Source organism: Bacillus sp. FSL W8-1141 (assembly GCF_038593205.1).
Taxonomy (GTDB): domain Bacteria; phylum Bacillota; class Bacilli; order Bacillales; family Bacillaceae; genus Bacillus; species Bacillus altitudinis.
Window position 1 is genome coordinate 1978239 of sequence record NZ_CP151973.1, and the last position, 22402, is coordinate 2000640.

The 22402-nt window shown below is 40.4% G+C and carries 31 protein-coding genes; 9 read left to right on the forward strand and 22 right to left on the reverse strand.

Annotated features, from left to right (window positions below; all coding sequences use genetic code 11):
• Window positions 1-43 precede the first annotated feature (43 nt).
• Together NSQ52_RS09915 and NSQ52_RS09920 are read right to left on the reverse strand one after the other, a co-directional pair.
• Window positions 44-652 (reverse strand): phosphatase PAP2 family protein, encoded by a 609-nt coding sequence (locus NSQ52_RS09915; protein WP_268360931.1) that lies wholly within the window; start codon window positions 650-652, stop codon window positions 44-46.
• A 51-nt stretch (window positions 653-703) separates the two neighbouring features.
• A complete protein-coding gene (locus tag NSQ52_RS09920) occupies window positions 704-874 on the reverse strand; it encodes a YozD family protein (protein WP_008346445.1) in 171 nt (56 codons plus the stop codon).
• Between the two features lie 119 nt (window positions 875-993).
• On the opposite strand from NSQ52_RS09920, the gene NSQ52_RS09925 reads away from it, so the two are divergent.
• Entirely contained in the window at window positions 994-1128 is a 135-nt protein-coding gene (locus NSQ52_RS09925; protein ID WP_017359686.1) for a hypothetical protein, read from the forward strand.
• On the opposite strand, the gene NSQ52_RS09930 is transcribed toward NSQ52_RS09925, so the two are convergent.
• From NSQ52_RS09930 to cgeC, 7 genes are all read right to left on the reverse strand, one after another.
• On the reverse strand, window positions 1125-1805 hold the full coding sequence (locus NSQ52_RS09930; RefSeq protein ID WP_008346441.1) for a hypothetical protein: 681 nt from the start codon (window positions 1803-1805) through the stop codon (window positions 1125-1127). The genes NSQ52_RS09925 and NSQ52_RS09930 overlap by 4 nt on opposite strands.
• Before the next feature lie 145 nt (window positions 1806-1950).
• Window positions 1951-2175: a YozE family protein gene (locus tag NSQ52_RS09935; protein WP_003215834.1), complete on the reverse strand. Its 225-nt coding sequence runs from the start codon at window positions 2173-2175 to the stop codon at window positions 1951-1953.
• 80 nt (window positions 2176-2255) lie between these two features.
• Window positions 2256-2537, reverse strand: coding sequence for a YokU family protein (locus NSQ52_RS09940; RefSeq protein WP_024718564.1), 282 nt, complete (start codon window positions 2535-2537; stop codon window positions 2256-2258).
• A 2-nt stretch (window positions 2538-2539) separates the two neighbouring features.
• Window positions 2540-3940 (reverse strand): lysine 2,3-aminomutase, encoded by a 1401-nt coding sequence (ablA, locus tag NSQ52_RS09945; protein ID WP_008346434.1) that lies wholly within the window; start codon window positions 3938-3940, stop codon window positions 2540-2542.
• A 116-nt stretch (window positions 3941-4056) separates the two neighbouring features.
• A complete protein-coding gene (locus NSQ52_RS09950) occupies window positions 4057-5433 on the reverse strand; it encodes a sigma-54-dependent Fis family transcriptional regulator (protein ID WP_024718563.1) in 1377 nt (458 codons plus the stop codon).
• 157 nt (window positions 5434-5590) lie between these two features.
• Entirely contained in the window at window positions 5591-6886 is a 1296-nt protein-coding gene (locus tag NSQ52_RS09955) for a glycosyltransferase family 2 protein (RefSeq protein WP_144679469.1), read from the reverse strand.
• 18 nt (window positions 6887-6904) lie between these two features.
• Window positions 6905-7225, reverse strand: a complete 321-nt coding sequence (cgeC, locus tag NSQ52_RS09960; RefSeq protein WP_007500768.1) for a spore maturation protein CgeC — start codon at window positions 7223-7225, stop codon at window positions 6905-6907.
• Window positions 7226-7433: 208 nt separating this feature from the next.
• Here cgeC and NSQ52_RS09965 point away from each other — a divergent pair, with 208 nt between their 5' ends.
• Window positions 7434-7835: a hypothetical protein gene (locus tag NSQ52_RS09965; protein WP_007500770.1), complete on the forward strand. Its 402-nt coding sequence runs from the start codon at window positions 7434-7436 to the stop codon at window positions 7833-7835.
• A gap of 183 nt (window positions 7836-8018) precedes the next feature.
• Window positions 8019-8813 carry a DUF3880 domain-containing protein gene (locus tag NSQ52_RS09970; protein ID WP_342473287.1) on the forward strand — a complete coding sequence of 265 codons (795 nt, stop codon included), beginning with the start codon at window positions 8019-8021 and terminating at the stop codon, window positions 8811-8813.
• A gap of 28 nt (window positions 8814-8841) precedes the next feature.
• Here the strand turns inward: NSQ52_RS09970 and NSQ52_RS09975 are convergent, their stop codons facing one another.
• Window positions 8842-9564 (reverse strand): N-acylneuraminate cytidylyltransferase, encoded by a 723-nt coding sequence (locus tag NSQ52_RS09975; RefSeq protein ID WP_017367462.1) that lies wholly within the window; start codon window positions 9562-9564, stop codon window positions 8842-8844.
• A 254-nt stretch (window positions 9565-9818) separates the two neighbouring features.
• Here NSQ52_RS09975 and NSQ52_RS09980 point away from each other — a divergent pair, with 254 nt between their 5' ends.
• Window positions 9819-10847 carry an SDR family NAD(P)-dependent oxidoreductase gene (locus tag NSQ52_RS09980; RefSeq protein WP_045035060.1) on the forward strand — a complete coding sequence of 343 codons (1029 nt, stop codon included), beginning with the start codon at window positions 9819-9821 and terminating at the stop codon, window positions 10845-10847.
• Between the two features lie 53 nt (window positions 10848-10900).
• Here NSQ52_RS09980 and msrB read toward each other — a convergent pair whose 3' ends face one another.
• Window positions 10901-11332, reverse strand: a complete 432-nt coding sequence (msrB, locus tag NSQ52_RS09985; protein WP_342473288.1) for a peptide-methionine (R)-S-oxide reductase MsrB — start codon at window positions 11330-11332, stop codon at window positions 10901-10903.
• Window positions 11332-11865 (reverse strand): peptide-methionine (S)-S-oxide reductase MsrA, encoded by a 534-nt coding sequence (gene msrA / locus NSQ52_RS09990; protein WP_017367464.1) that lies wholly within the window; start codon window positions 11863-11865, stop codon window positions 11332-11334. The genes msrB and msrA overlap by 1 nt, the downstream gene beginning before the upstream one ends.
• Before the next feature lie 138 nt (window positions 11866-12003).
• Between msrA and NSQ52_RS09995 the strand changes: the two genes are divergently transcribed.
• The 3 genes from NSQ52_RS09995 (at window position 12004) to NSQ52_RS10005 (ending at window position 13534) form a co-directional block, all read left to right on the forward strand.
• Window positions 12004-12441 carry a MarR family transcriptional regulator gene (locus NSQ52_RS09995; RefSeq protein WP_087977978.1) on the forward strand — a complete coding sequence of 146 codons (438 nt, stop codon included), beginning with the start codon at window positions 12004-12006 and terminating at the stop codon, window positions 12439-12441.
• 46 nt (window positions 12442-12487) lie between these two features.
• Complete coding sequence (locus NSQ52_RS10000) at window positions 12488-12748, forward strand: hypothetical protein (RefSeq protein WP_008346413.1); 261 nt, start codon at window positions 12488-12490, stop codon at window positions 12746-12748.
• 117 nt (window positions 12749-12865) lie between these two features.
• The gene (locus tag NSQ52_RS10005; RefSeq protein WP_212357240.1) at window positions 12866-13534 is read left to right on the forward strand and encodes a DUF4397 domain-containing protein; all 669 of its coding nucleotides are present in this window, start codon (window positions 12866-12868) and stop codon (window positions 13532-13534) included.
• 188 nt (window positions 13535-13722) lie between these two features.
• Here NSQ52_RS10005 and ypmT read toward each other — a convergent pair whose 3' ends face one another.
• The 7 genes from ypmT to ilvA form a co-directional block, all read right to left on the reverse strand.
• A complete protein-coding gene (ypmT, locus tag NSQ52_RS10010) occupies window positions 13723-13920 on the reverse strand; it encodes a protein YpmT (RefSeq protein WP_008346409.1) in 198 nt (65 codons plus the stop codon).
• 24 nt (window positions 13921-13944) lie between these two features.
• Window positions 13945-14511 (reverse strand): YpmS family protein, encoded by a 567-nt coding sequence (locus NSQ52_RS10015; RefSeq protein ID WP_024718556.1) that lies wholly within the window; start codon window positions 14509-14511, stop codon window positions 13945-13947.
• Between the two features lie 9 nt (window positions 14512-14520).
• A complete protein-coding gene (locus tag NSQ52_RS10020) occupies window positions 14521-15282 on the reverse strand; it encodes an SGNH/GDSL hydrolase family protein (protein WP_017359696.1) in 762 nt (253 codons plus the stop codon).
• A 69-nt stretch (window positions 15283-15351) separates the two neighbouring features.
• Window positions 15352-15942, reverse strand: coding sequence for an SCO family protein (locus tag NSQ52_RS10025; RefSeq protein ID WP_035391723.1), 591 nt, complete (start codon window positions 15940-15942; stop codon window positions 15352-15354).
• A gap of 22 nt (window positions 15943-15964) precedes the next feature.
• Complete coding sequence (locus NSQ52_RS10030) at window positions 15965-16807, reverse strand: DegV family protein (RefSeq protein ID WP_342473290.1); 843 nt, start codon at window positions 16805-16807, stop codon at window positions 15965-15967.
• A 187-nt stretch (window positions 16808-16994) separates the two neighbouring features.
• Entirely contained in the window at window positions 16995-17246 is a 252-nt protein-coding gene (locus NSQ52_RS10035) for a YpmP family protein (protein ID WP_008346400.1), read from the reverse strand.
• A 36-nt stretch (window positions 17247-17282) separates the two neighbouring features.
• Entirely contained in the window at window positions 17283-18551 is a 1269-nt protein-coding gene (gene ilvA, locus NSQ52_RS10040; RefSeq protein WP_008346398.1) for a threonine ammonia-lyase IlvA, read from the reverse strand.
• Window positions 18552-18731: 180 nt separating this feature from the next.
• On the opposite strand from ilvA, the gene NSQ52_RS10045 reads away from it, so the two are divergent.
• Both NSQ52_RS10045 and NSQ52_RS10050 read left to right on the forward strand, forming a co-directional pair.
• Window positions 18732-19700: a sigma 54-interacting transcriptional regulator gene (locus tag NSQ52_RS10045; RefSeq protein WP_047946650.1), complete on the forward strand. Its 969-nt coding sequence runs from the start codon at window positions 18732-18734 to the stop codon at window positions 19698-19700.
• 13 nt (window positions 19701-19713) lie between these two features.
• Window positions 19714-20349, forward strand: coding sequence for a hemolysin III family protein (locus tag NSQ52_RS10050; RefSeq protein ID WP_008346394.1), 636 nt, complete (start codon window positions 19714-19716; stop codon window positions 20347-20349).
• A 38-nt stretch (window positions 20350-20387) separates the two neighbouring features.
• Here the strand turns inward: NSQ52_RS10050 and NSQ52_RS10055 are convergent, their stop codons facing one another.
• Genes NSQ52_RS10055 through NSQ52_RS10065 form a run of 3 tightly spaced genes read right to left on the reverse strand, consistent with a single transcriptional unit; the run spans window position 20388 to window position 22310 of the window.
• Entirely contained in the window at window positions 20388-21011 is a 624-nt protein-coding gene (locus NSQ52_RS10055; protein ID WP_035703293.1) for an acyltransferase, read from the reverse strand.
• A 19-nt stretch (window positions 21012-21030) separates the two neighbouring features.
• On the reverse strand, window positions 21031-21519 hold the full coding sequence (folA, locus tag NSQ52_RS10060) for a type 3 dihydrofolate reductase (protein WP_024718553.1): 489 nt from the start codon (window positions 21517-21519) through the stop codon (window positions 21031-21033).
• Window positions 21516-22310: a thymidylate synthase gene (locus NSQ52_RS10065; protein WP_017367468.1), complete on the reverse strand. Its 795-nt coding sequence runs from the start codon at window positions 22308-22310 to the stop codon at window positions 21516-21518. Before NSQ52_RS10065 ends, folA begins: the two co-directional genes overlap by 4 nt.
• Window positions 22311-22402 lie beyond the last annotated feature (92 nt).

Sequence of the window (22402 nt, forward strand, 5' to 3'; positions counted from 1 at the left end):
CCCTTTTATATAAAATTGGCTGGGATCTATGAATTTCCTTCTTCTATTTTTGTCGAATGACGGACAATTTTTCGTCAATCTTTTTACATATGAGAAATAAAGCTAGTCCTATCGCAAAGCCCCCTGCTACATCAGTGACATAATGAACACCGATATACAGCCTGCTGATGCCGATCATCAGCACACAACATCCTGTCACCATGTAGACTGCTTTTTGTCTCTTTTTCAGCCACGGAACCATTTCAATTAATAGATAGGCGATAAATGGATAGATCGTTGCTGCATTCATAGAATGACCGCTCGGAAAGCTGTAATAGGTCTCATTCACTAGATGATCAAAGCCTGGACGCTCTCTAGCAAACAGTCCTTTCAGTTCATGATTGACCGTTTTTTCTGCTATATATAGTAGAAAAAGCAGCATAATAGAGTGATAGCGTTTATACATAAACAGCACCACGCTAAAGATGAGCATGATTGGGACAAGCAGCGCACTGATACCAAAGTCAGTCAAAGTCAGCATGACATCATTTAAAAAAGGAAGTCTGATGTTTTCAAACGATAAGATGATCTGGTTGTCCAACTCCTGGAACATGCCAGACACCATAAGCGCTGCGATGGCGCCAAACAAAAGGAAAAAAATGATGACATACACGCGAAACAATTCCCCTCCCTTTCTACTCAGAATCTCTTCAAAGTATAGTGCCTACCGCGCCTCTTCTTCAACTATCATTGCTTTCCTCAGCATATATTCAAATGTAATATCGGCAAGCTCAAACGTTTCCAGCTCAGATGGTATGTACCCTCTTTTGACCAGCTCCGTGTAGAAGAATTCTGCAATTTCCTCTGTATCAATCACCAAATCTGCTTCTTTCATTGCTTTCCGCCTCCTTTTTTATGATGTATGAACGCTGCCTTATTTTTATTACAGTTTGTCATAATGGCTCATTCCATACATATAAATGCAGTAAACGAAAAGAAAAGGGGCATGAGGCAATGAAATGGTTAAGCATTTTAGATGGACATACTTTTGATCAGGTGATGGGCCGTATCTTGAGGGGATGGTTTTATGTGATTGCTTTTTTCTGTGTTCCTTACTTTTTATTCGTATTAGGACAAGTCTTCTTTTAACCAAAATGCTCGTTTAAACTTTCCAAAATAAAGTCCATCATATCCTTATATTCTGGGTCTTTGAAAAATTCATAGAGAATTTTATAATCATTGTAAATATCAAGAAGCTCATCCACTATAGATACAGCTAGAAATTCTAGTGATGCTTCGCTTTCTTGTTTCTCTTCTAACTGTAATAGAGCGGTTTGCACCATATCTTCCTCTATTTCTTTTGAGGTTTCTCCAACGTAATGCACAAAAAGAAGCTGATGAACAAACTGATCCATCTCATATTTCCTTAGGACAAGCGTCAAGTCTTCTTCTTCTGTTTCCAGCCATTCTCCGTCTTTTAACCTTGTCAGTTCATAAATGACATCTTCCCAGCCATCTTCAAGGTAGCGCCATATCTCAGTCCGATGGCCAATGATTTTAAATAGCTCTTTCCCGTAATCCTTTACATATACAACATCGCCAATGAGGAACTCATATTCAATGTCCAGCTTTTCTGTATCTACAATCACCCCGTCGTACTCATCGTAAAGCTGAAGTGATGTTTCAAAATAAAGCACCTCATTATGATTGACCTCATATAGATAATGTTGGTCAATTTGATGGACTTTTGTTATCGTTCCAACTGTGCCGTACATGACAACGACGACAATATCCCCTACTTTATATTTTGGTGCTTTCGCCTTCATTCTGTCTCCCCCTTGCCCGACTTTTGGTCTTAACGTATCGTATGCCGGCGCAAGGAATTCTGCATGGGCAACCACACCATGCAAAACGCCATTTTATTTCTTCATGAAAAAACCGCTTCTTCCATACGGAACAAGCGGGTGTGTGTTATTTTTTTTTGACTTCTACTTCGTATTGCTCAAAAGCCTCATCAAATGTCGTCATGGAGCTTAAATAGTCCCCATTTAACTCTAAATAGGCACATAGCTCATGATAATCAGTGGATGCTTTAGGAAAGCTGTGATCTTCATAAGCAGCATTTGCAAAATGACTGATTTCATCCTTCGGTTTTGGATGTCTGTACTTCATTAAATAATGGTAAAACGACTTCACCTGTTTTTTCCCTCCGCGACACTCTATTTTGTTGTTATATTATACAGGAATTTGATGACTTGTATAGGCGGAGGTACAACTTATGAAGAAAAATCAAAGTAATTACGCTTTAATAACCGCTCCATGCTCATTAATTCTTCATATGAGATTTTTTCTGGAAGTTTTGTTTGATCGACTAAAATTAATTGATCTTCTATCTCTTTTACTGTCTCATCCTTCTGATACGTCATCCCGCAATGCGTGCAAGAAATCGAAGGCGTTTCCAAAATCTCAATCGATTGTGTGCCCGTGATGAGTTCCCAATAGACTGTGGTCTGTCCTGCGTTCGCTTTCTTCTCCTCACACCAATCACATGTCAGCAACGTTATTTCTCCTCCTTTACGGTTTGTTCTTTTTTGAGCTGGGCTTGATATTTCTTCTCTTTTAATTCATCTCGTTTTTCGCGTTTGTTTTTGAGCGTATCATGTTCAGGATTCGTTTCATAAGACTCTCTTCGTTTCATTCGGCTTAAATTTTCAGGCGTAAAGGATCTTGCTTCGTCCTCAAATAGAGCTGTTATGCCAATGGCGGGTTCTTTCTTTTCTTCATAGATTTCATTAAAATACGCATCTGCTTGGCCTGCGACGTAATGTTCCGGCTCTGGATAAGAGGTGATCACACCTTCAAAGTTACGCAGGACCACTTTCTCTGGGCTTTGAGATAATAAATAATTTGGCTGTAAGGTGATCTTACCTCCTCCGCCTGGTGCATCTACAACAAAGCTTGGCACAGCATAACCACTCGTATGTCCTCTTAAGCCTTCAATGATTTCAAGGCCTTTTGAAACCGGTGTTCTAAAGTGGCCGATCCCCTCAGATAAATCACATTGATAAATATAATAAGGTCTGACGCGAATCATGACGAGATCATGCATCAGCTTCTTCATAATTGGAACACTGTCGTTAATTCCTGCTAGGATCACCGCCTGATTACCAACAGGCACGCCAGCATTGACAAGTCGCTCACACGCTTCTTTCGCTTCTTTTGTGATTTCAATGCTTGTATTAAAGTGAGTGTTCAGCCAAACAGGATGATATTTTTTTAAAATCTCACACAATTCATCTGTAATTCGCTGTGGAAACACGACCGGCGCACGTGTTCCAATTCGAATGATTTCAACGTGAGGAATGTCTCGTAAGTTTTTCAAAATGTATTCAAGCACTTGATCATTAATTAACAGCCCGTCACCGCCTGAAATTAACACATCCCGCACTTCAGGGGTTTCTCTAATATATCCAATGGCGGCATCTAATTGCTTTTTCGGCACACCCATCCCGATCTGACCGGAAAAGCGCCTTCTCGTACAATAGCGGCAGTACATGGAGCACTGATTTGTGACAAGAAACAGCACACGATCTGGGTAGCGGTGCGTTAAACCTGGAACAGGTGAATCCTCATCTTCATGGAGCGGATCTTCGAGGTCATATTTTGTTTTATGAAGCTCCTCTGCAATCGGTACAGACTGCATACGAATTGGGCATCTTGGATCGTCTGGATTCATCAGTGAGGCATAGTAGGGTGTAATGTTGAGTGGAATGGTTTTCGTAGAAATCTTCACCCCTTCTTTTTCCTCTTCTGTTAAGTTCACGACTTTTTCTAAATCTTCAAGCGTTTTGACCGTATGCGTCAGCTGCCAAATCCAGTCGTTCCACTTTTCCTCGGGTACGTCCTTCCAAAGTTCAATGTCCTTCCAATGTCGCGCAGGTTGATACAGTTTTTGATTCATATCCATTCCCCCTATCAGCATTCACTTTATACTATGCAAGTTATGTGCCAACATGGGAAAATGCCCCTATTCTTTACAAAAGGAGCTTTTCCGTCAAATTCACCTGTTTGAAGTGCCTACTTTTCGGCATCTGTATATTTTTTTAGTTTATACTGCAATGTTTGTCGAGGAATTTTTAAAGCGGCTGCCGTTTGCTTAATATTCCCTGCGTGCTGTCTTAAAGCTTCTTGAATCAGCGTTTGTTCAAATGACGTCACTTGACTTTTTAATGAGGACTCTGGCGGATGACTTTCTATCTGATGCGTCCGCAAATGAGCAGGGAGATATGCTGGGGTGATTTCTTCTGCTTCCTTCGGCATCATCAAGACGGCATGCTCGATCGTATGTTTTAATTCTCTGACATTCCCTGGCCACTGATGGGCCATAAATACTTGGACGGTTTCTTCAGAAAGGCGGTTGACGTTTTTAGAAAATTGCTGATGATACGTTTGAATAAAGTGGCGGGATAACAGCTGGATATCATGCTTCCTTGTGCGAAGCGGCGGGATATGAAATGATGACACATGCAGTCTATAAAATAAGTCTTCTCTTAACATTTGTTTTTTAACGGCTTCAAATGGGTCGATATTGAGGGCAGTAATCACTCTGACATTTACTTGAACCGCCTTTGCATCACCTATCCGGCGGACAACACCATCCTCTAACACACGCAGTAATTTTGTTTGAAGCGTAAGCGGCATGGCTTGCAGCTCATCAAGAAAAAGCGTACCGCCATCTGCTAACTCAAACAGCCCCTTGCGATCTATTGCGCCCGTATAACTTCCTTTGACAGACCCGAATAACAGACTTTCAAGCAGCGATTCTGGAAGAGCAGCGCAGTTTTGCGGGATAAAGACTTGATCTTTCCGATCAGATGCATGAACAATCGCTTGTACGAGTACCTCTTTTCCTGTCCCAGTTTCCCCGAAGACCATAACCGATGAAGGATATGCAGCAGCTTTTTTCGCTTTTTCCAGCATCTCTTTTAAGTGTGGATCATTTGTTAAAAATGAAGAAAAATCGAGCATTTGAGTGGTCTCCGCGGCACCATCCGTTCGTTTTTTTTGATCTAAACGATTCGAAAGCGCCGACAGCTTCGACACATCCTTCGCTACTTCTACCGCCCCAATTAACTTGCTGCCTTCCATAATGGGCAGTGTGGTGTTGACAGTCTCAATTTTTTCTCCATTTTTATTCAAATAGGTTTGCAACGAATGATAAATGGGTTTTCCTGTTCTAAGTACATGCATGAGTGTACTTGTCTTTTCAGTTAATGAAGGATACACATCCAGTATGTACTTGCCAATCACCTCTTCTTTCGCTAAACAGTCGAACTTCGCTGCATTATGATTATAAAAGATGGTGACCCCTTGATCGTCTACAACGTGAATCGCTTCATCGATAGCTTCTAAAATTAATTCAAACCAATCCGCTCTTTCGACAACCTTCCCCACTATTTCCCCCTCACTTTCTATGCCGAAAATCCGGCACAGTATTGCCCAATTTTCAGCGGTTTGATGATATTCAACGTGTTCCCCTATCCTTTTCACGTTTCGCTTTTTCCTTTCGATCTCCTGCTTTTTTCGTCAATTCTAAAAAAAAGCACCCCTCTTATGAGGAGTGCTTTCGTCCTGACATCTGATAAAGAGACAAGTCAAATTCCTGAAGAGACTCCATATACAGCGGCACAATTGGCTTTCCTTCTTGAAAAAATGCAAATTGAGAAGGTTGTAGTTTGATTGGCTGATGGTAAAACGCAAATATTTTCACTACCTCAGGAACAATTCGGCAAAAGGTATCATGCACAAATAAATAGACATCTTGTTTCCATTTAAACAGCCGTCTATTTGGCGGGCTGAATATAGGAGATACTTGAATGATCTTGCCATCCTCAAACGTCTCCAGCTGCTGTTTTGTGACCGTGTATATCTCCTTTTGATGAAACTGAAAATATTGCACATCACGTTTTGAATCAAACCGTCTTTTTGTCTGATGTTCAATATAATAAAATGTTCTGCCGTTATCTGCGGTGACGACTGTATAATTTGGGACTGTCAGCGGCTCGTTCATTTCATATTTCATCGCACATAACGAGGGAACACGAATCGCACGCCTGTTCTTTTCATTCACCCAGCGCCTGTCAATGCGATGAAGATATCCGCTAGCGATTTGATAATAAGCACCTTCTCTGTCAATCACAGCTCCGTCAATTAAATCGTAGGGCATACTCGCAAACATATGATGGAATGATTGTGGCGTTTTATATGTGGTATCAAGTACTTCTTTTAATGGAAAGAACGCAGCAAAATGATTCAGTCTCATCCAAAACACAGAGTCAGCATGATGCCAATGTTTTGGTTCGTCGGCCCAGTATTGTCCGTATTTTTCACGAATAAGCGGAAGCAGCCGGCTTCTATGCATAACAGAGCAATGGTCGACTTGAAAGGATGCATGCTCCAACACTTGATCTGCTTCTCGAACGAAGCTCGCCGTTTCCACCAAATGCTGATTCACATGCACGACACGCTGCGAGGAATAGACGATATCTATGTGAGGCTTCGATTGAAAAACCTCGACCATTTTCTCTAAACGATCTTTTCTGTAGACTGTATCATCAGTTACATAACAAACCAGCTCACCTGTTATACGTGTTAATGCTTCATTAATTAGCGTTGCATAACGTACAGTCTTCAGCCGGTTTGCAGGATGAATTTGATGAGAATACAATTGAATGCGCTTATCCACTAAATAAGGCTGCATCTTTTGGATCGTTTCTTGTTCAGAGCCATCATCCATGATCAAAAGCTCCCAATGCTGATACGTTTGTTCTACCACACTCTTTAGCACACGTTCAATGAAATCAGGTTTGTTGTAGCTTGTTAATATCACTGATACTTTCATGACCATTATCCTTTTTTAAATAGATTAAAAAGCCCCCCAGCTGACAATGTTCACATAAGGAACACTTACTCTTAGTTGATTTGTCGCATTTTTAAAGACTGCTACTGAGTCAAACAATTGTACGACAACCACGTTTTGCAGCACATCTCCATTGACTAAATGAACACGCGGCAGCGGAATGCCGAGCTCAAGCCACGGGCGCAGCAATTCTTTAATCTCTGACGCACTCCCTTCCTCACTTTCCTCTAAAAGATGAAGAAGAAGTATAATCAACACAACTTCAAGTATTCCTTCTGTTTCTAGTAATTCTTCGTTCCAGCCATTTAATAGTTGTTCAAATTCCATTCAGATTCCCTCTTTCTTCTCGTTTGATCTTTACTAGAGTATGAGGATCACTTCATTTAGCATCAGCATTTGAAAACATTTTTCAAAAATGTGTGAAGTCATTAAATAAAAAAAAGAACAAGGAATGAGCATTCTGCTTATACCAAAAAAAGAGAACGGCATATACATAGTGGTGTGTTTGAATGGATGAAGAAAGGATGGGGAAAACATGAGCGAAAAGCGTGCCGAATTAAAAAAAGAGCTATTAAAGCTGTTTTTCAAACCGCTTAGTCATGCGTTAACAGTTAATCTCGAAGAAGGAGGAGTTCAAGTGGAAGAAAAATTGAACGATTTATTTAGTGAGGTAGCTGCTGAAGCATCACCTTCAGATTCTGCTACAACACTCGACGTATCTCAACCAGCAAGATGGATTTTCGCAAGACTTGCACCTGGAACAGTCATTAGCATTGTCATGGACTCAGGTGACTTAATCGGACCCGTACAATTCGTATCATTCGATGCTTCAACAGGTGTTGTTTTCGTCACACAAGAAAGCTCTGTGACACCTACAGGCTCTGCAACGACTCTATTAGATGTAGATAAAGTAGAAAGTGTTACGTTCACATCTTAATGTGAGAGGGCCATCATGAAGCTTCTTTATATCAGCTCTGGCTACGGTGGAATCTATCGGATGTTCGATCAATGGATAGAAGATAGCTTCATTGATTCCCCCTTTTCATGCGTCAAGGTGGATAGGGAAACTCTACCCGCTCATATGCACAAAATCCGGACATTTTCTCCGGATTTTGTTTTCATGATGATCGGTGATCATATTCCAACAGAACTGCTTCATCAATTCAAACAAGAAAAGATCCCCGTTGTACTTTGGATGACAGAAGACCCTTTTTATATAGATGTGTCAGCTGCATGCGTAAGTGATGCACAGCTGATCTTAACGATTGACGAAGGTGCTTTGTCATTTTACAAACAAATGGGCGCTGATCACACGCACTACTTTCCCATTCCGACCAATACACACGTATTTCAGAAAAAAGAATCACCACATGAGTCGTGCATCTATGACATTGCACTCATTGGCTACCCTTATCCAAACCGCATTAAAGCCATCAATACACTCTTACATCAAAACAAATGGCGCATTCTCGTAGCAGGAAAAGAGTGGCATCGCGTGTTGAATAAATCACGCAGACGATATCGCGATCTCACACTGATGACCCACTGGCTGAGTCCCGAGCAGATGGCAGACATCTATCAAACATCAGCCATTGTTCTGAATCCGCACAGGCCTGCGCAATTTGCCTATAATCAAAACAAAGCCAATGTTCAAAATATGAGCCTCAACAACAGAGCATTTGATATCGCTGCAAGCGGAGGCTTTCAGTTGACAGATCTACAACCGTCACAGGCATTTTCAAGCTTCGCTTTTTACACACATGAAAACGATTTGATTAAGCAGGTCGAGCACTATGTAAAAAACCCTCAACAAAGACAATCGGTTGCAGAGAACAATTACGAGCAAGTCGTTCGCTGGAACACATTTGATACGCTGCCTTACAGACTTTATGAAATAGTCAAAAGCGCCCTATGACCGGGCGCTTTTTCTAATTGCCATCATCTTATGCCGTTCCTTCTGCATCTTGTCGAGCCAATAAAATCTTCTCTGCCTTTTTCCGATCTTCCTCACTTTTCACAACAAGCGATTGCGCATGATCCATCATATATGCACCAACAGATCCTTCTAAAAAGGAATGAATGCATTCTTTTGCATATGGAACATGAAACGCATAGACAGCTCCATTTAAACGTCCATACGTATAAGGGTGCTCCTGAGTTGGTACAAAAAAATAATGATTGTCCTTATACAGGCTGGCTTCATTGGTGTCATGAAGTGTCCAAGTTTCATTTGGATTTTCTAACGCCTCTGTAAAAGAAGCCGCACAATCATATCCCCCCTCTACTAGAAGCTGCAAGCAGTTCTCAATATCTGCCGTCTGCCTTAGTGGTGATGCTGGATGCAAATACAAAACAATATCAAACGTCTTTCCCTCTCGTTCTAAATAAGCAAGTGCATGCTTTACAGCTACTAAAGAAGGTGTTTGTTCCGTCACATGTGTGCTTGGCAGTTCAATCACATTTGCTCCATAGTGGGACGAAATGATTTGAGTATTCACATCCTCTGAAGATACGATGACTTCATCTAATTCAATCATTTGTAATAATGGCTGAATGGTCCAATAGATCAGCGGCCGCTCCGCCAATACGCGAATGTGTTCAGCATGATGTCCCTGCTTGCTGCTAAAAGCTGGTATCATAGCTAAAATACGATTTCCCCTATACATGTATGATCTTCTCCCCTCGCGCAGCTCAGTATCAGAGAATAAATTCTGAGAGCTGAACTGATCACCGTACTGAAGTTCTTTAGGTGCCTCGCTATTCTACTTAATCTTCTATCTCTACATATTCTATTAAGTCGTCAAGCAGATGGTTATAATTGGTTCACCTAATTTATGCATGAAGTGGTTCTTTTCCTCAAACGTCTTCCACTCTTTCACATATGATGCAAAGTAGAGAAATGAGAGTTGGGGGATTAGATATGTCCAAACAAATAGAAACGAGTTTGAAGACCTTTTTTCGTGACAAAATCATCTTGGTCACAGGCGGTACGGGTTCGATTGGCCGGCAGATTGTGAAAAAATTAACAGCCTGCTCTCCTAAAAAGGTCATTGTCTTCAGTAAAGATGACAGTAAACAATACATGATGAAAAATGAATATGCGGCAAATCCAGAGGTTGTATTTGCACTTGGAGATGTGAGGGATGCCAGCCGCGTCAGGCAGCTTGTCAAAGGGGTAGATATCATCTTCCATGCAGCTGCACTCAAACAAGTACCCACCTGCGAAGATAATCCGTTTGAAGCTGTCCAAACCAACATCATCGGCGGACAGCATGTCATTGAAGCAGCACTTGAACATGAAGTTAGTCATGTTGTCAACATTTCAACTGACAAAGCGGTTTCTCCGACAAATGCCATGGGAGCTACAAAATTAATTTCAGAAAAATTGTTTTTTCAAGCGAATGAAAGTATTTCAAATCAGAAAACGAAGTTTTGCTCTGTCCGGTTTGGCAATGTGCTTGGATCAAGGGGTTCCGTCATCCCCATCATGCTTCAACAGTTGTTAAATGAACAACCTCTAACTGTAACTGATCCTAAGATGACACGCTTTTTTATGTCTATCGAAGAAGCTGTATCTCTCACGCTTGAAGCAGCTATCATGATGAAAGGCGGCGAAACATTCATCCTCAAGATGGAGTCATTACAGCTGGCTGATCTATTGAAAGCATTTCATGAATATGCCGGTCTGATCAATGTTCCTTCTCCTGATATTCTCGTTGTCGGAAAAAGACCTGGAGAAAAACTTCACGAGGAGCTCACATTCCCTCACGAGGCAGATGCACTGTTTGAACATGAACAATTTTATGCCATTTTACCAAGACCACATCTTCACCCTCATTTTCAAAAAGTTCATTTGACCCATTACACATCAAACGAAGCACCGCTCATTACAAAAGAGAAGCTGTTTCACATCATTGAACAATTACATCATACCCACCATAAAAAATAAAAAAATCGTCACACGGAAGCAGCTGACTTCCATGTGACGATTTTTAAAATCAATTATTGAAAGATGTTTTTCAAATGACCATAGCCTTCTTTTTCAAGATCATCCTTCGGGATAAACTTTAAAGCGGCAGAATTAATACAATATCGAAGACCGTTTGGCCCTGGGCCGTCAGGGAATACATGACCAAGGTGAGAGTCGGCCGTCTTACTGCGAACTTCAGTCCGCACCATGCCATGGCTCGTATCTACTTTCTCTTCTACCTCTTGATCTTCAATCGGCTTTGTAAAACTTGGCCAGCCGCAATGGGCATCAAATTTATCTAAAGAAGAAAACAATGGCTTGCCTGAAATGATATCTACATAAATGCCCTCTTCCTTATGATCCCAAAATTCATTTTGAAATGGCGGCTCAGTGCCATTATTTTGCGTCACTTCGTACTGCATTCGGTTTAATTCTTTGATGCGCTGCTCTTTTTCGTTAGCCATTATTTATCACTCCAATGAGATTGAATAAAACCTGCTCTGCCCGAACCGACATGGTATCGTTCGTAGTGCATTTTGTTCTTTTTATAATAATGCTGATGATATTCCTCAGCAGGATAAAAAGGACCAGCCTCTAAAATTTCTGTCACGATTGGCTTTTGGAAAATTCCGCTTTGGCTCAGCTGCTCTTTTGATGTTTCTGCAAGTTGCCTTTGTTTTTCATTGTGGACATAAATCCCTGTACGGTAGGACTCTCCTCTATCACCAAATTGTCCTCCATCATCTGTTGGGTCTATTTGCTGCCAATATAGTTCTAATAGCTTCTCATACGGAAAAACGTCTGGATCAAAGGTAATTTGAACGGCTTCTCTATGGCCTGTCGTATTTGTACATACTTCCTCATAGGTTGGATTCACTGTATGTCCGCCAGTATACCCTGATTCAACTTTGATAATGCCTGGCTGTTCATCAAAAGGTTTAACCATACACCAGAAACAGCCTCCAGCAAATGTGGCTAATTCTTGTTTTTCAGACATATTAGTGCCCCCTTCATTTAAAAAATGGTATCATCATATTATAACATGATAAAAAATAATGAAAATGATACGACTTGTATACCTAAAAACAAATGAAAGCATTCTGTCGTATCTTAAAATATAATGGGGGTTTAATGATTGGAACAAAGAAAACAAATGATGTATGAAATGGATACTTTACTGAGAACCGTATTTAAGCAAATACGTTATGAAATTAACAGCTTGCTTGAAAACGAATTATCTCGGAATGAATTTCTCATTTTAAATCTGCTGCGTGAACAAGGCGCAAAAAAAGTAACGGAATTCGCCTCAATTCTCGGTGTATCAGCAAGCCATATTACAGCTGTAACCGACACGCTTGTAGAAAAAGGCTGGATCACTCGTATCCGTTCAAAAGAGGATCGACGCATCATCAAAATCCACTTAACCGATAAGGGTAAGGAAATTACTGAGCATTTTGAGAAAAAGAAAACAGAATACTTCATGGAACGATTTGAATCATTTGATGATGAAGAACTGAAAACGATGATCAAGTTATTTAAAAAGCTGGATAAAAGTCAAAAGGATGAAGCATAGATTTTAGCGTGGAGGACATGCTACGGATAAAAAGGTGGAATGAACCATGACAAGTCCATATCTTTGTCCGAACTGCAAAACCAACAGAACGCGTTTTAACCTCATCGAGCAGCATTCAGAACCTGTGAAACTTGATCCAGCAACTGGAGCTATTGTCGAAACATATGAAGGAGATCAGCTTTCTCCTTTTCACATGAACTATCAAGGACCGAAAATCAAAGTCCAGTGCGGCGTTTGCGGATTAATTGAGGATGAAAAAACGTTCATTAAGTTGGCTGAATATCATCAATATTCATCTCCTTCTTAATACGAGAGCCTGACACTTTTTGTCAGGCTTTTTTCTATGTTTCTTTTGCCTATACAGATCGTCCCTTTCTTGCATACGCTACAAAAAACACATTGCAGAGAAAGAAGGGATAAAGACGTGCAGCAGCTCTACGAGATGAATCAATTTCTATATCGTCCATTAGCTACCTTTCCCCCATACCATCCGAGAAACACCATTTCCAAAGCTGTTATTCGATTATTTCACGCTGCACCGGATTTAAGTGAGCTTGCTGTATTTGTAAATCAGCAGCCAATCCAAAAAAAGCTGCCATACGGTCAGCTGTCTGCTTATATGGAATGGGATGAGGGTGTTTATGAGATAGAAGTATTTAAGCTGGCTACAAAAGAAAGAATTCTTTCTTCTCGTATGATGATTAATGGAAACGAGACTTACACGCTATGTATCACAGGAGCTCGTACCGGCTTTGCGCTGCTCACAGAAAAGCAAGACTCGCTGATTAAGCAAGATGAGCTATCAGCACTCACGTTTATCCAGCTGTCACCAGACCTCCCTTTCATTGATATATATGAACGAGATCAAGGCATCTTATCAAAGGAGCTCGGATATGTAAACGGCACCCAAACCCACCACTTCTCTCCGAATAAGTATCACTTTGAATTAAAAGCTGCCGGTACTCAAAGTGTACTGCTAGATATTCCGAAAGTTCACCTGCAAACAAAGCGGGCCTATCTTATTTTACTTCATGGATTTGCAAACGGAGAGCCAGAGCTAATGGCAAAAGTCGTCTTGTCTCACCAAATGTAAAAAGAGCCTTTCCAAATGGAAAAGGCTCTCAGCGTGTAGACAAAGCCTCGCATTCGGTGTCAGTCCTGCGTGCCGGTGCTCACGAATGTCACATTCACTCTGCGCCAGTACTCGTCCTTCCTAGAATGCAAAGGTTTTCTATTCCGCTGAAAAGAAGACAAATAGCCTTTCCAAATGGAAAAGGCTATTTACGAGACATCTTCAGCTTTTTCTTGTTTTTGAAAATCAAAAGCAAGAATCATGGTACCTAAAAATAATGCACAATAGGCGATATTTAAGTAAAACTGGTCGATATTTTCTGCTTTTAAATGAGAGGCAGCTGTCATGCCAAAGTATGCAGCAAATAAGAGCGACAGTAAACTAAAATATTGATAGACTCGCTTCATAGTTTCACTCCTGACTTACACGTTCTATTGCTTTGGATGATAATATGAGAATTCAATTTCATCATTCTCAAGATCAATTTTGTTCGCTTTGACATACATATCATTCGTCAGCGGCATTTCTGAAAGGCGCACTTCCACTGTTTTTTGGTCTGGTTTCACATGAACGAAATCAGGCAGTTCATAGAATTGACCCATGTAGCTTAAAACAAAACTGATTGGGATGCTTAATTGTCCAATTGAAAAGTCATCTACTTTCAGCAGAACATCCCCATTATCTTCAACAGATGGTGTAAATGATACATTTGCATTAATCGTTGAAGAAAAAGCTTTGATTGCACCTGTTACTTTCACATCTTGGTCAATCGCAACATGAAAGTCGGGCATATCGCTTGATCCTTGGTTTTTCAAATAATCATTGACAAAGCTGGTAAGCGACTCTTTTGAACTAGAAATGTTAAAAGCATACTCGCTGTTCACTTCTTTTTTCGAAGCGGATTGATCGCTTGGCAGCAGCATGAAAATACCGCATACAAGAACAATCAATAGATTAATTGACAGTAAAATAAAAAATAAACTCTTCCATTTTTTCATCTTTTCACCCTATTCCTTCGGCAGTCCTTCTTTTTTCACTTCTGAGAATAAACGATTTGCCATAAGAGAGTACCCCTTTTGGTTTGGGTGGAAATCATCATCTGCCAGTAATTTTTCATCTTTATCATCTTCAAATAAATCTGCTACATCGATCATATCAGCATTGCCGTCTTTTTTTAGTTCTTTTTCGGCAGCAGCATTCCAGTCTTTGACGACCTCATCAATATCTCTCAGCTCAGACAAGCTGAATTTAAAAGGATTGTACATACTGACATACATGATCTTTGCATGGTCATTATGCTCTCTTAATTGAGCAAGAATGGTCTTAAAACGCTCTTCAAAAGGACCTTGCTCTTTTTGAAAAGGAGCAAATGTCAAGTTGAGCACATTTTGACGGACGACATGCATTAAGTCATTTCCGCCGATCGTAAAGAAAATATAATCAGCGTCTTTCAGTCCATCCTGCACTTTTTTTTCTTTTAATCTTTTTAATAAATCTACCGTTCTACTGCCTTTAATGGCATAGTTTTTTAATGTAACAGACTGTACACCGTCCACTGCTTCTATCTTGTCACGGGTGATGCCGGCATACCCTTTTTTATTTTGATCTCCGATTCCTTCTGTTAAGGAATCTCCAACCGCTGCGATCGTAATATGTTCTTTTACGTTTTGTGTGTCTTCTAGTTTATCCTTTATGCCAGCCTCTTGTGCGGAACATGCAGAAAGAACAAAAGCTAGAGACATCACAATCAAAATCAAACGAGCCTTCAAACGATGATGTCCCTCCTTTTTCTGATTAAAAAAGTGTATCATGTTTTCACTCATTTGAACATCCTTATGCTAGCTTCGACTCAGTGTTTTGATGTCCTTGATGATTTCATCATATGGCGTATTTTGAACACCATCATAGTTTTTCATCACTTTTCCTTCTTGATCAACGAGGAAAAACAGAGATTGGTGTATCACTTGGTCTTCGTCTTCAGGTTTTTTCACAATCGTCTTAAAGCTTTTCATTGCAAATTTTTCAATCGCTGACTGCGAGTAACCAGTGAGAAAATCCCAATTTTTAAAGGATAATGGATATGCTTTTGCAAATTCCTTTAGCTTTTTCGGTGAATCCACCTCTGGGTCGACGCTAAATGAAATGATGTGCGCATCCAATTTTTCTTCTTTTAACCGTTTTTGTAGCTCTGTCATATGTGCGGTCATCGGCGGGCAAATCGTTTCACAGCTTGTGAAAATAAAATCTGCCACCCAGACTTTCCCCTTTAAATCGTCGAGCGACACCTTTTGACCATCTTGGTTTTGATACTCAAACGGCTGGATTTGATAATTTAATGCATCCTTGATTTGTCCATTTGAACATGAGACTAAAAGAAGCACGCTTATAATCGTAAGCGCACCAAATAAGGCTCCCCTTTTTGTATACATGACAATTACATCCCCTTTTCAATCAATCGGTATAAAAAGTAAAGCCTATAGCGCCCTTACCAGTATGACAGGAAATAATCGGTGTTGTATAAGCGATGTCAACTAGTGCATCAGGTGTGTGATCAAGCAGTGCTGCTTTAAGCTTTTCTGCAAGTTCTAATGCGTCTGCATGTGCAATCCCAATGGCCTGAACGGTTTTCCCTTTCACCGCCTGTACATACTGTTTTGTCAAATAGCGGACAAGAGCGGAGTAACTTCTCACATTCGCTTCTGGTGTGTATATGCCGTCTGTTAAGCTGGCAATTGGTTTAATATGAAGAAGTGAACCGATCAGCGCCTTTCCTCTTCCAATTCGTCCACCTTTCACGAGATTTTCTAATGTATCGATTGTGACAAATAGCTTTGTTTTAAGACGAATTTTGTCCATTTCTTTGAGGATGTCATCACGGCTTGCCCCTTTTTTTGCAAGCTCTGCTGCTTTGGTGACTTGAAACCCTAAACCATAGGAAATAAAATTCGAATCGATGACAGTGATATGTCCGTCTACCATTTTAGAAGCGCTTTCAGCAGTTTGAACCGTACCACTCATCCCACCAGTTAAATGGATACTAATGACTTCGCTTCCATCTGCCGTCAGTTTTTCATATAATTCGACGAATTGACCGATGGCAGGTTGAGACGTTTTCGGCAGTTCCTCAGCGGCCTCCATTTTTTCAATAAATTCATCTGGCTGTATGTTCACTCGGTCAATATAATCAACCCCAGAAATGGAGATATTGAGCGGAATGACATGAATGGAAAGATCATTGATTTTTTCTAGCGGAAGGTCCACAGTTGAATCTGTTACAATTTTAATTTGTTTCACTATCGTCTCATCCTTGCTGTCTTAGTCTTTACATATGATATTACCTTATTTCGTGCATACTTGAAAACAACTGTCAGAACGTTTTTGAAATTGTCACATTTTCTTCTTTTCATGTAAAAAATCCTTGCCAAGATGAGTAGCCGCCATTTGAAAATGGCCACTCACTCTCTTTGGCAAAGATTCCAATTTACGCATTGTGTTTTAGTGTAGGCTCTTGGTAGATCTGTTCATATGTGCTCCACTTGACGTTACGTTTCACATCCTCCCTGAAAGAGTACACATGCCTCTTTCCCTTAGATACATAGACTTTTTTCAAGAAAGCTTCAAGTCTAAAGGTGAGCATGAAACCATAGGATTCATCTCCCTTTAAAACAGGGACTTCTGTTACCTTGATCTGAGCTCCATCCATCCGTCTAAAACATATTGTTTTGAGCAGCACAAACGATCAATCCTCTTTTCCAATTATCTGTTAAGCCTAAATAAATAGGTGGAATAAATCTTGATCTTTATTCACTTCAACATAGTGAAAGCCTTTTTTATTCATTCGGTCAATCAGCGCTGCATAGTCATCTCTTTCTTTCAATTCGATCCCAACAAGCGCAGGTCCTTTGCTTCGGTTATTCTTTTTCGTATATTCAAAGCGTGAGATATCATCATTTGGCCCTAACACTTCATCTAAAAATTCCCTGAGAGCACCTGCTCTTTGCGGAAAATTGACGATGAAATAATGCTGGAGTCCTTCATAAATCATGGAGCGTTCTTTGATTTCTTGCATTCGGCCAATGTCATTATTGCCTCCGCTGACAATACATACGACATTTTTCCCTTTAATCTCCTCACGATGTGCATCTAAAGCTGCGATCGGTAACGCACCCGCTGGCTCAGCTACAATAGCACATTGATTATACAGCTCTAAAATGGTTGTACATACTTTTCCTTCTGGTACAAGACTAATCTTATCGACAACAGACTGAAGCGACGTAAACGTCTTTTCACCAATCCGCTGAACCGCTGCTCCGTCTACAAACTTATCAATTGAATCAAGTGTGACAACCTCCCCTTTCTCGTGGGAAGCATGAAGTGAGGCGGCACCAAGCGGCTCGACTGCAATAATTTCTGTTTCTGGTGCGATATTTTTCATATACGTGCCAACCCCAGATAACAAACCTCCGCCCCCAACACTTGCAAATAAAAAGTGAGGCTCCACTTCGATATCATTTAATATTTCTACAGCAGTTGTTCCTTGTCCTGCCATGACATCTAAATCATCAAATGGATGGATAAATTCCCGCTTTTCCTTATCTCCGCATTTGACTGCTTCATGATACGAATCATCAAAGGTATCTCCGGTTAAGATAATGTCAACATATTCTTTTCCGAAAAGCTCCACTTGCGATACTTTTTGCCTTGGTGTGGTAGCAGGCATAAAGATTTTCCCGTGGATACCTAAATATTTGCAAGAATAGGCAACGCCTTGTGCGTGATTTCCTGCACTGGCACAAACAATGCCGTTTTCTAGTTTTTCTTTTGGCAACTGGCTCATTTTATTAAAAGCGCCTCTTAATTTAAAAGAACGAACAACTTGCAGGTCCTCTCTTTTTAAGTAGACATTACATTCATATCGTTCAGAAAGTCGCTCATTTTTTTGAAGTGGTGTATGAATCACTACATCCTTCAAATTTTGATGGGCTTTTAAGATGTCTTTCACTTGAATTAGCGTGTTTTCTTTGAGCAACGGTTTCATGTACAAGATCCTTTCTCTTTAACCTTATTTAATTTGTCATTATAACATGAATATTCAAAAAATAAACCAATAGATCATGGATCGGAGATAAATTTCATGAACTTTTTCGTTTTTCTATACATTTGTTCTAATTGGGTGTTATAATAAAACCAATTAGAACCAAAAGAAAGGAATCGCTCGATGACCACACATCCGTTTGCTAATATATATGGAGAACACCAAGATATAAAACACGCCATTCATTTGGCAAAACAATTCACGAAAAACGATCAGCCTGTGTTGATCACAGGTGAAATTGGAACAGGCAAATCACGCTTTGCACAAGAAATGGCCCATTCATTTGCTGCGCAGGCTTCGATGAAATATATCTATTGCCCCATTGTAGATGAAGTGACTTTGCAGGAAGCATTTACTCATGCGGCAAATCATGTGCTTTATTTAGACGAAGTCAGCGCATTTAGTATTCCTATGCAGCATCAGGTCATTCGTTTTCTCGAAGATTCTCCTGCAACAAAAATCATTGCTTCTTCGTCTTTATCATTAGAGGCGATGAGCGTTTCGTCCAGTTTTTTACCTGAGCTGTTTTATCGGCTCAATGTGCTTCATATCCCTCTCCCGCCTTTAGAAGATCGAAAAACAGATATTCCTATTTTAACCGCTGCTTTCTTTCGAGAACTGAACATGACGCCTGATATCGACTCAAGTGTGTGGGAAGTCTTACAGCAATATTCGTTTGAAGGGAATGTCCAGGAGCTCAAAAATATCGTTCATTATGCAGCCGCGATTCTCGAAGGGCAAACAGTTTTCTTGCATCACTTGCCACCTTTTGTATTATTACCTCAACAAACAGCTGGTAAAGGAAAAAAAGAAGAACACCAGCTCACGCTTATGGAGAAACAAGAATTTGTTTTCTTACTCGAAGCCATTAAGTCTCTAAATGAAAAAGGAGAAGCAGCCAGCAGACGTATCTTGTCTGAGTTAAGCAAACAAGGCGACATCCCGCTGACCCCTCAGCAAGTCAGGAGTCGATTAGATGATCTTGAGAAAAAAGCCTATGTGACGAAAGGGAAAGGCAGAGCTGGAACGAAGATTACACTTGAAGGTCTCTCATTTCTGAAGTCGCTTGATGGTTATATACCGGTTCAATAAAGGAGGACATCCATTGTTTACTGTAAAAGAAGAAATTGCCAACGCAATTACACATGGCATTGGCGTCATTTTATCCATTCCCGCCATTGTTTTTCTCGTTTTATTCGCTGTTCAATACGGCACTGTCACTGACATTATTAGCTTTTCGATATTTGGCGCGTCGATGCTGCTGCTTTATTTAAGCTCTACTTTGCTTCATAGCATTCGGCACAAAAAAACAAAAGATGTATTTGAAATCCTTGACCACTCTGCGATTTATGTATTGATTGCTGGTACATATACGCCATTTTTGCTTGGCCCATTAAAAGGCGCACTTGGCTATACTCTTCTTGCAATCGTATGGGCGCTTGCTGCAGGCGGTATCGTTTTTAAAATCTTTTTCGTCAAACGGTTTATCATTGTATCCACCCTTGTTTATTTATTAATGGGCTGGATGATTATCATCGCAATTAAACCTCTGTACATTCAATTAACAGGAGCTGGATTCAGCCTCTTACTATTAGGCGGTATTTTGTATTCAGTCGGAACGATCTTTTATATTTGGCGGAAAATTCCCTATCATCATGCGATTTGGCACAGCTTTGTTCTCGGCGGAAGTGCATCCATGTTCTTCTGCATTCTATTTTATTGTGTCAACATCCCAGCATGATCAAAAAACCAGCATCCACATTCGGATGCTGGTTTTTTCTATGCGCGCTTTTGTGCGTAATCACTCATCTTGACCGGTGCTTTTATATGGATATCGACATTAACTGGACGAAGTCTTTTGACGATCTTCCCTGTTAAAAGACGGTCTGTGCCGCTTGTTTCAACCGGAACAAGTGAGCAGTTACATTCTTCAGCAAGCGTTTCTGCCATGACACGATACTGTTCAGAAAGCAACAGACTCTGGCCAGATAGAACTCTTTCTCTTGCTTCTTCTAATAACGCCTCATCAGATTGATTCTGCTTGATCACCGCCATCTTCTTCAACCATTGTTTTAAGATGGGATAGCGAAACAGATGCGGTTTTGCCATAAAAGCAAATGGCTTCTCTAAGTGACCAATCAGCAATGTCGTCGTCACTGGATGATGTGCTTCTGTGACATAAATAACAGGACCATCTGGCAGCTTTTTTTGCTGATGAATGGTCATGACCGATCCTGATTGATCAATACACCCTCTAGCAAACCTTTTTGCATGCTCATGAATGAGATGCATTCGTTTCGTATAGGAAATGCGTGGATCCGTTAATTCATGATCATACAAATGCCTTATACTTTTAAAAAAGGATACAACAACATAAATCGTTAAAAACCAATAACGAAACAACCGTACTCCTCCTACTCACTTATCCTTCTTTTCTGTCATAGACGACAAATTCATAATTGTAGGGGTTCTTTTCGTCACGATGGCCTTTTTCACGTGATACAACCGTCCAATTCTCTTCATCGTAATAAGGGAAGAAACGGTCGCCTTCAAATGAATGATGAATGTGCGTGATATATAGACGATCTGCATATGGCATCATTTCCTCATACAGCTTAGACCCGCCAATGATCAATAATTCTTCCTCGGTCTTCGCAATGGTTAAAATATCATCGATTGAATGGACCACCTCGCATCCTTCAGCTTGAAAAGAAGAACTTGTGGTCAACACGATATTCCGGCGGTTAGGCAGTGCTCGTCCAATTGATTCAAACGTTTTTCTGCCCATGACAATGGTATGGCCACTTGTGACTTTTTTAAAATACGCTAAATCAGCGGGTAAATGCCAAGGCATTTGATTATCTTTGCCAATGACTCTGTCTTTTCCTGTCGCCACTATCATGGAAATCATACACTGACTTCTCCTTTAATATGCGGATGTGGATCATAGTTCTCGAGCACAAAATCATCAAACGTAAAATCAAAAATACTTTTGACATCTCTAGTGATGCGAAGCTGCGGAAGTGTGCGCTCCTCACGCTCTAATTGCATTTTGACCTGCGGAAGATGATTTTGATAAATATGAGCATCTCCTAGCGTATGAATAAACTCTCCTGGCTCAAGGTTGGTCACTTTGGCAATCATCATCGTTAGAAGTGCATACGAAGCAATATTGAAAGGCACACCTAAAAAGATATCTGCCGAACGTTGATAGAGCTGGCACGATAATTTACCGTTTGATACGTAAAATTGAAACAAGCAATGACAAGGAGGCAGCGCCATCTGATCAATTTCTCCTGGATTCCACGCACTGACAATCAATCTTCTCGAATTAGGATGATTCTCAATATCATGGATCAGCTTGCTGATCTGATCTACTGTCTCTCCGTCTCCACTCGCCCATGATCTCCACTGCGCACCATACACACGCCCTAGCTCTCCATTTTCATCTGCCCATTCATTCCAAATACGGACACCATTTTCTTGAAGATATTTGACATTTGTATCACCTTTTAAAAACCACAGTAACTCATGAATGATTGATTTCAGGTGTAATTTCTTTGTTGTTAATAAAGGAAACCCTTCCTGTAAATCAAATCTCATTTGGTAACCGAATGTGCTGATAGTGCCTGTTCCTGTTCTGTCACCTTTTTCATCCCCGTGCTGTAATACATGACGGCATAACTCTTTGTATTGTTTCATTTTTTTCATCCTTTATTTATGTTCTTGTTGTAGTTTACCTTATTTCTGCTTTTGTTGAAACCAAAAAAACATGTCTGCAAGATGAGCAGACA

Coding starts and splice junctions, on each gene's coding strand:
- NSQ52_RS09925 (WP_017359686.1), top strand. CDS start 994: ATGAAATGGTTAAGCATTTTAGATGGACATACTTTTGATCAGGTGATG.
- NSQ52_RS09970 (WP_342473287.1), top strand. CDS start 8,019: ATGATGATCGGTGATCATATTCCAACAGAACTGCTTCATCAATTCAAA.
- NSQ52_RS09930 (WP_008346441.1), bottom strand. CDS start 1,805: ATGAAGGCGAAAGCACCAAAATATAAAGTAGGGGATATTGTCGTCGTT.
- msrA (WP_017367464.1), bottom strand. CDS start 11,865: ATGTCTGAAAAACAAGAATTAGCCACATTTGCTGGAGGCTGTTTCTGG.
- ilvA (WP_008346398.1), bottom strand. CDS start 18,551: ATGAAACCGTTGCTCAAAGAAAACACGCTAATTCAAGTGAAAGACATC.
- NSQ52_RS10065 (WP_017367468.1), bottom strand. CDS start 22,310: ATGAAACAATACAAAGAGTTATGCCGTCATGTATTACAGCACGGGGAT.
- NSQ52_RS10015 (WP_024718556.1), bottom strand. CDS start 14,511: ATGAAAAAATGGAAGAGTTTATTTTTTATTTTACTGTCAATTAATCTA.
- cgeC (WP_007500768.1), bottom strand. CDS start 7,225: ATGGAATTTGAACAACTATTAAATGGCTGGAACGAAGAATTACTAGAA.
- NSQ52_RS10000 (WP_008346413.1), top strand. CDS start 12,488: ATGACAAGTCCATATCTTTGTCCGAACTGCAAAACCAACAGAACGCGT.
- NSQ52_RS10025 (WP_035391723.1), bottom strand. CDS start 15,942: ATGTATACAAAAAGGGGAGCCTTATTTGGTGCGCTTACGATTATAAGC.
- NSQ52_RS09975 (WP_017367462.1), bottom strand. CDS start 9,564: ATGTATAGGGGAAATCGTATTTTAGCTATGATACCAGCTTTTAGCAGC.
- NSQ52_RS09920 (WP_008346445.1), bottom strand. CDS start 874: ATGAAAGAAGCAGATTTGGTGATTGATACAGAGGAAATTGCAGAATTC.
- NSQ52_RS09980 (WP_045035060.1), top strand. CDS start 9,819: ATGTCCAAACAAATAGAAACGAGTTTGAAGACCTTTTTTCGTGACAAA.
- ablA (WP_008346434.1), bottom strand. CDS start 3,940: ATGAATCAAAAACTGTATCAACCTGCGCGACATTGGAAGGACATTGAA.
- msrB (WP_342473288.1), bottom strand. CDS start 11,332: ATGGCTAACGAAAAAGAGCAGCGCATCAAAGAATTAAACCGAATGCAG.
- folA (WP_024718553.1), bottom strand. CDS start 21,519: ATGATTTCCATGATAGTGGCGACAGGAAAAGACAGAGTCATTGGCAAA.
- ypmT (WP_008346409.1), bottom strand. CDS start 13,920: ATGAAGCGAGTCTATCAATATTTTAGTTTACTGTCGCTCTTATTTGCT.
- NSQ52_RS09965 (WP_007500770.1), top strand. CDS start 7,434: ATGAGCGAAAAGCGTGCCGAATTAAAAAAAGAGCTATTAAAGCTGTTT.
- NSQ52_RS09955 (WP_144679469.1), bottom strand. CDS start 6,886: ATGGTCATGAAAGTATCAGTGATATTAACAAGCTACAACAAACCTGAT.
- NSQ52_RS10045 (WP_047946650.1), top strand. CDS start 18,732: ATGACCACACATCCGTTTGCTAATATATATGGAGAACACCAAGATATA.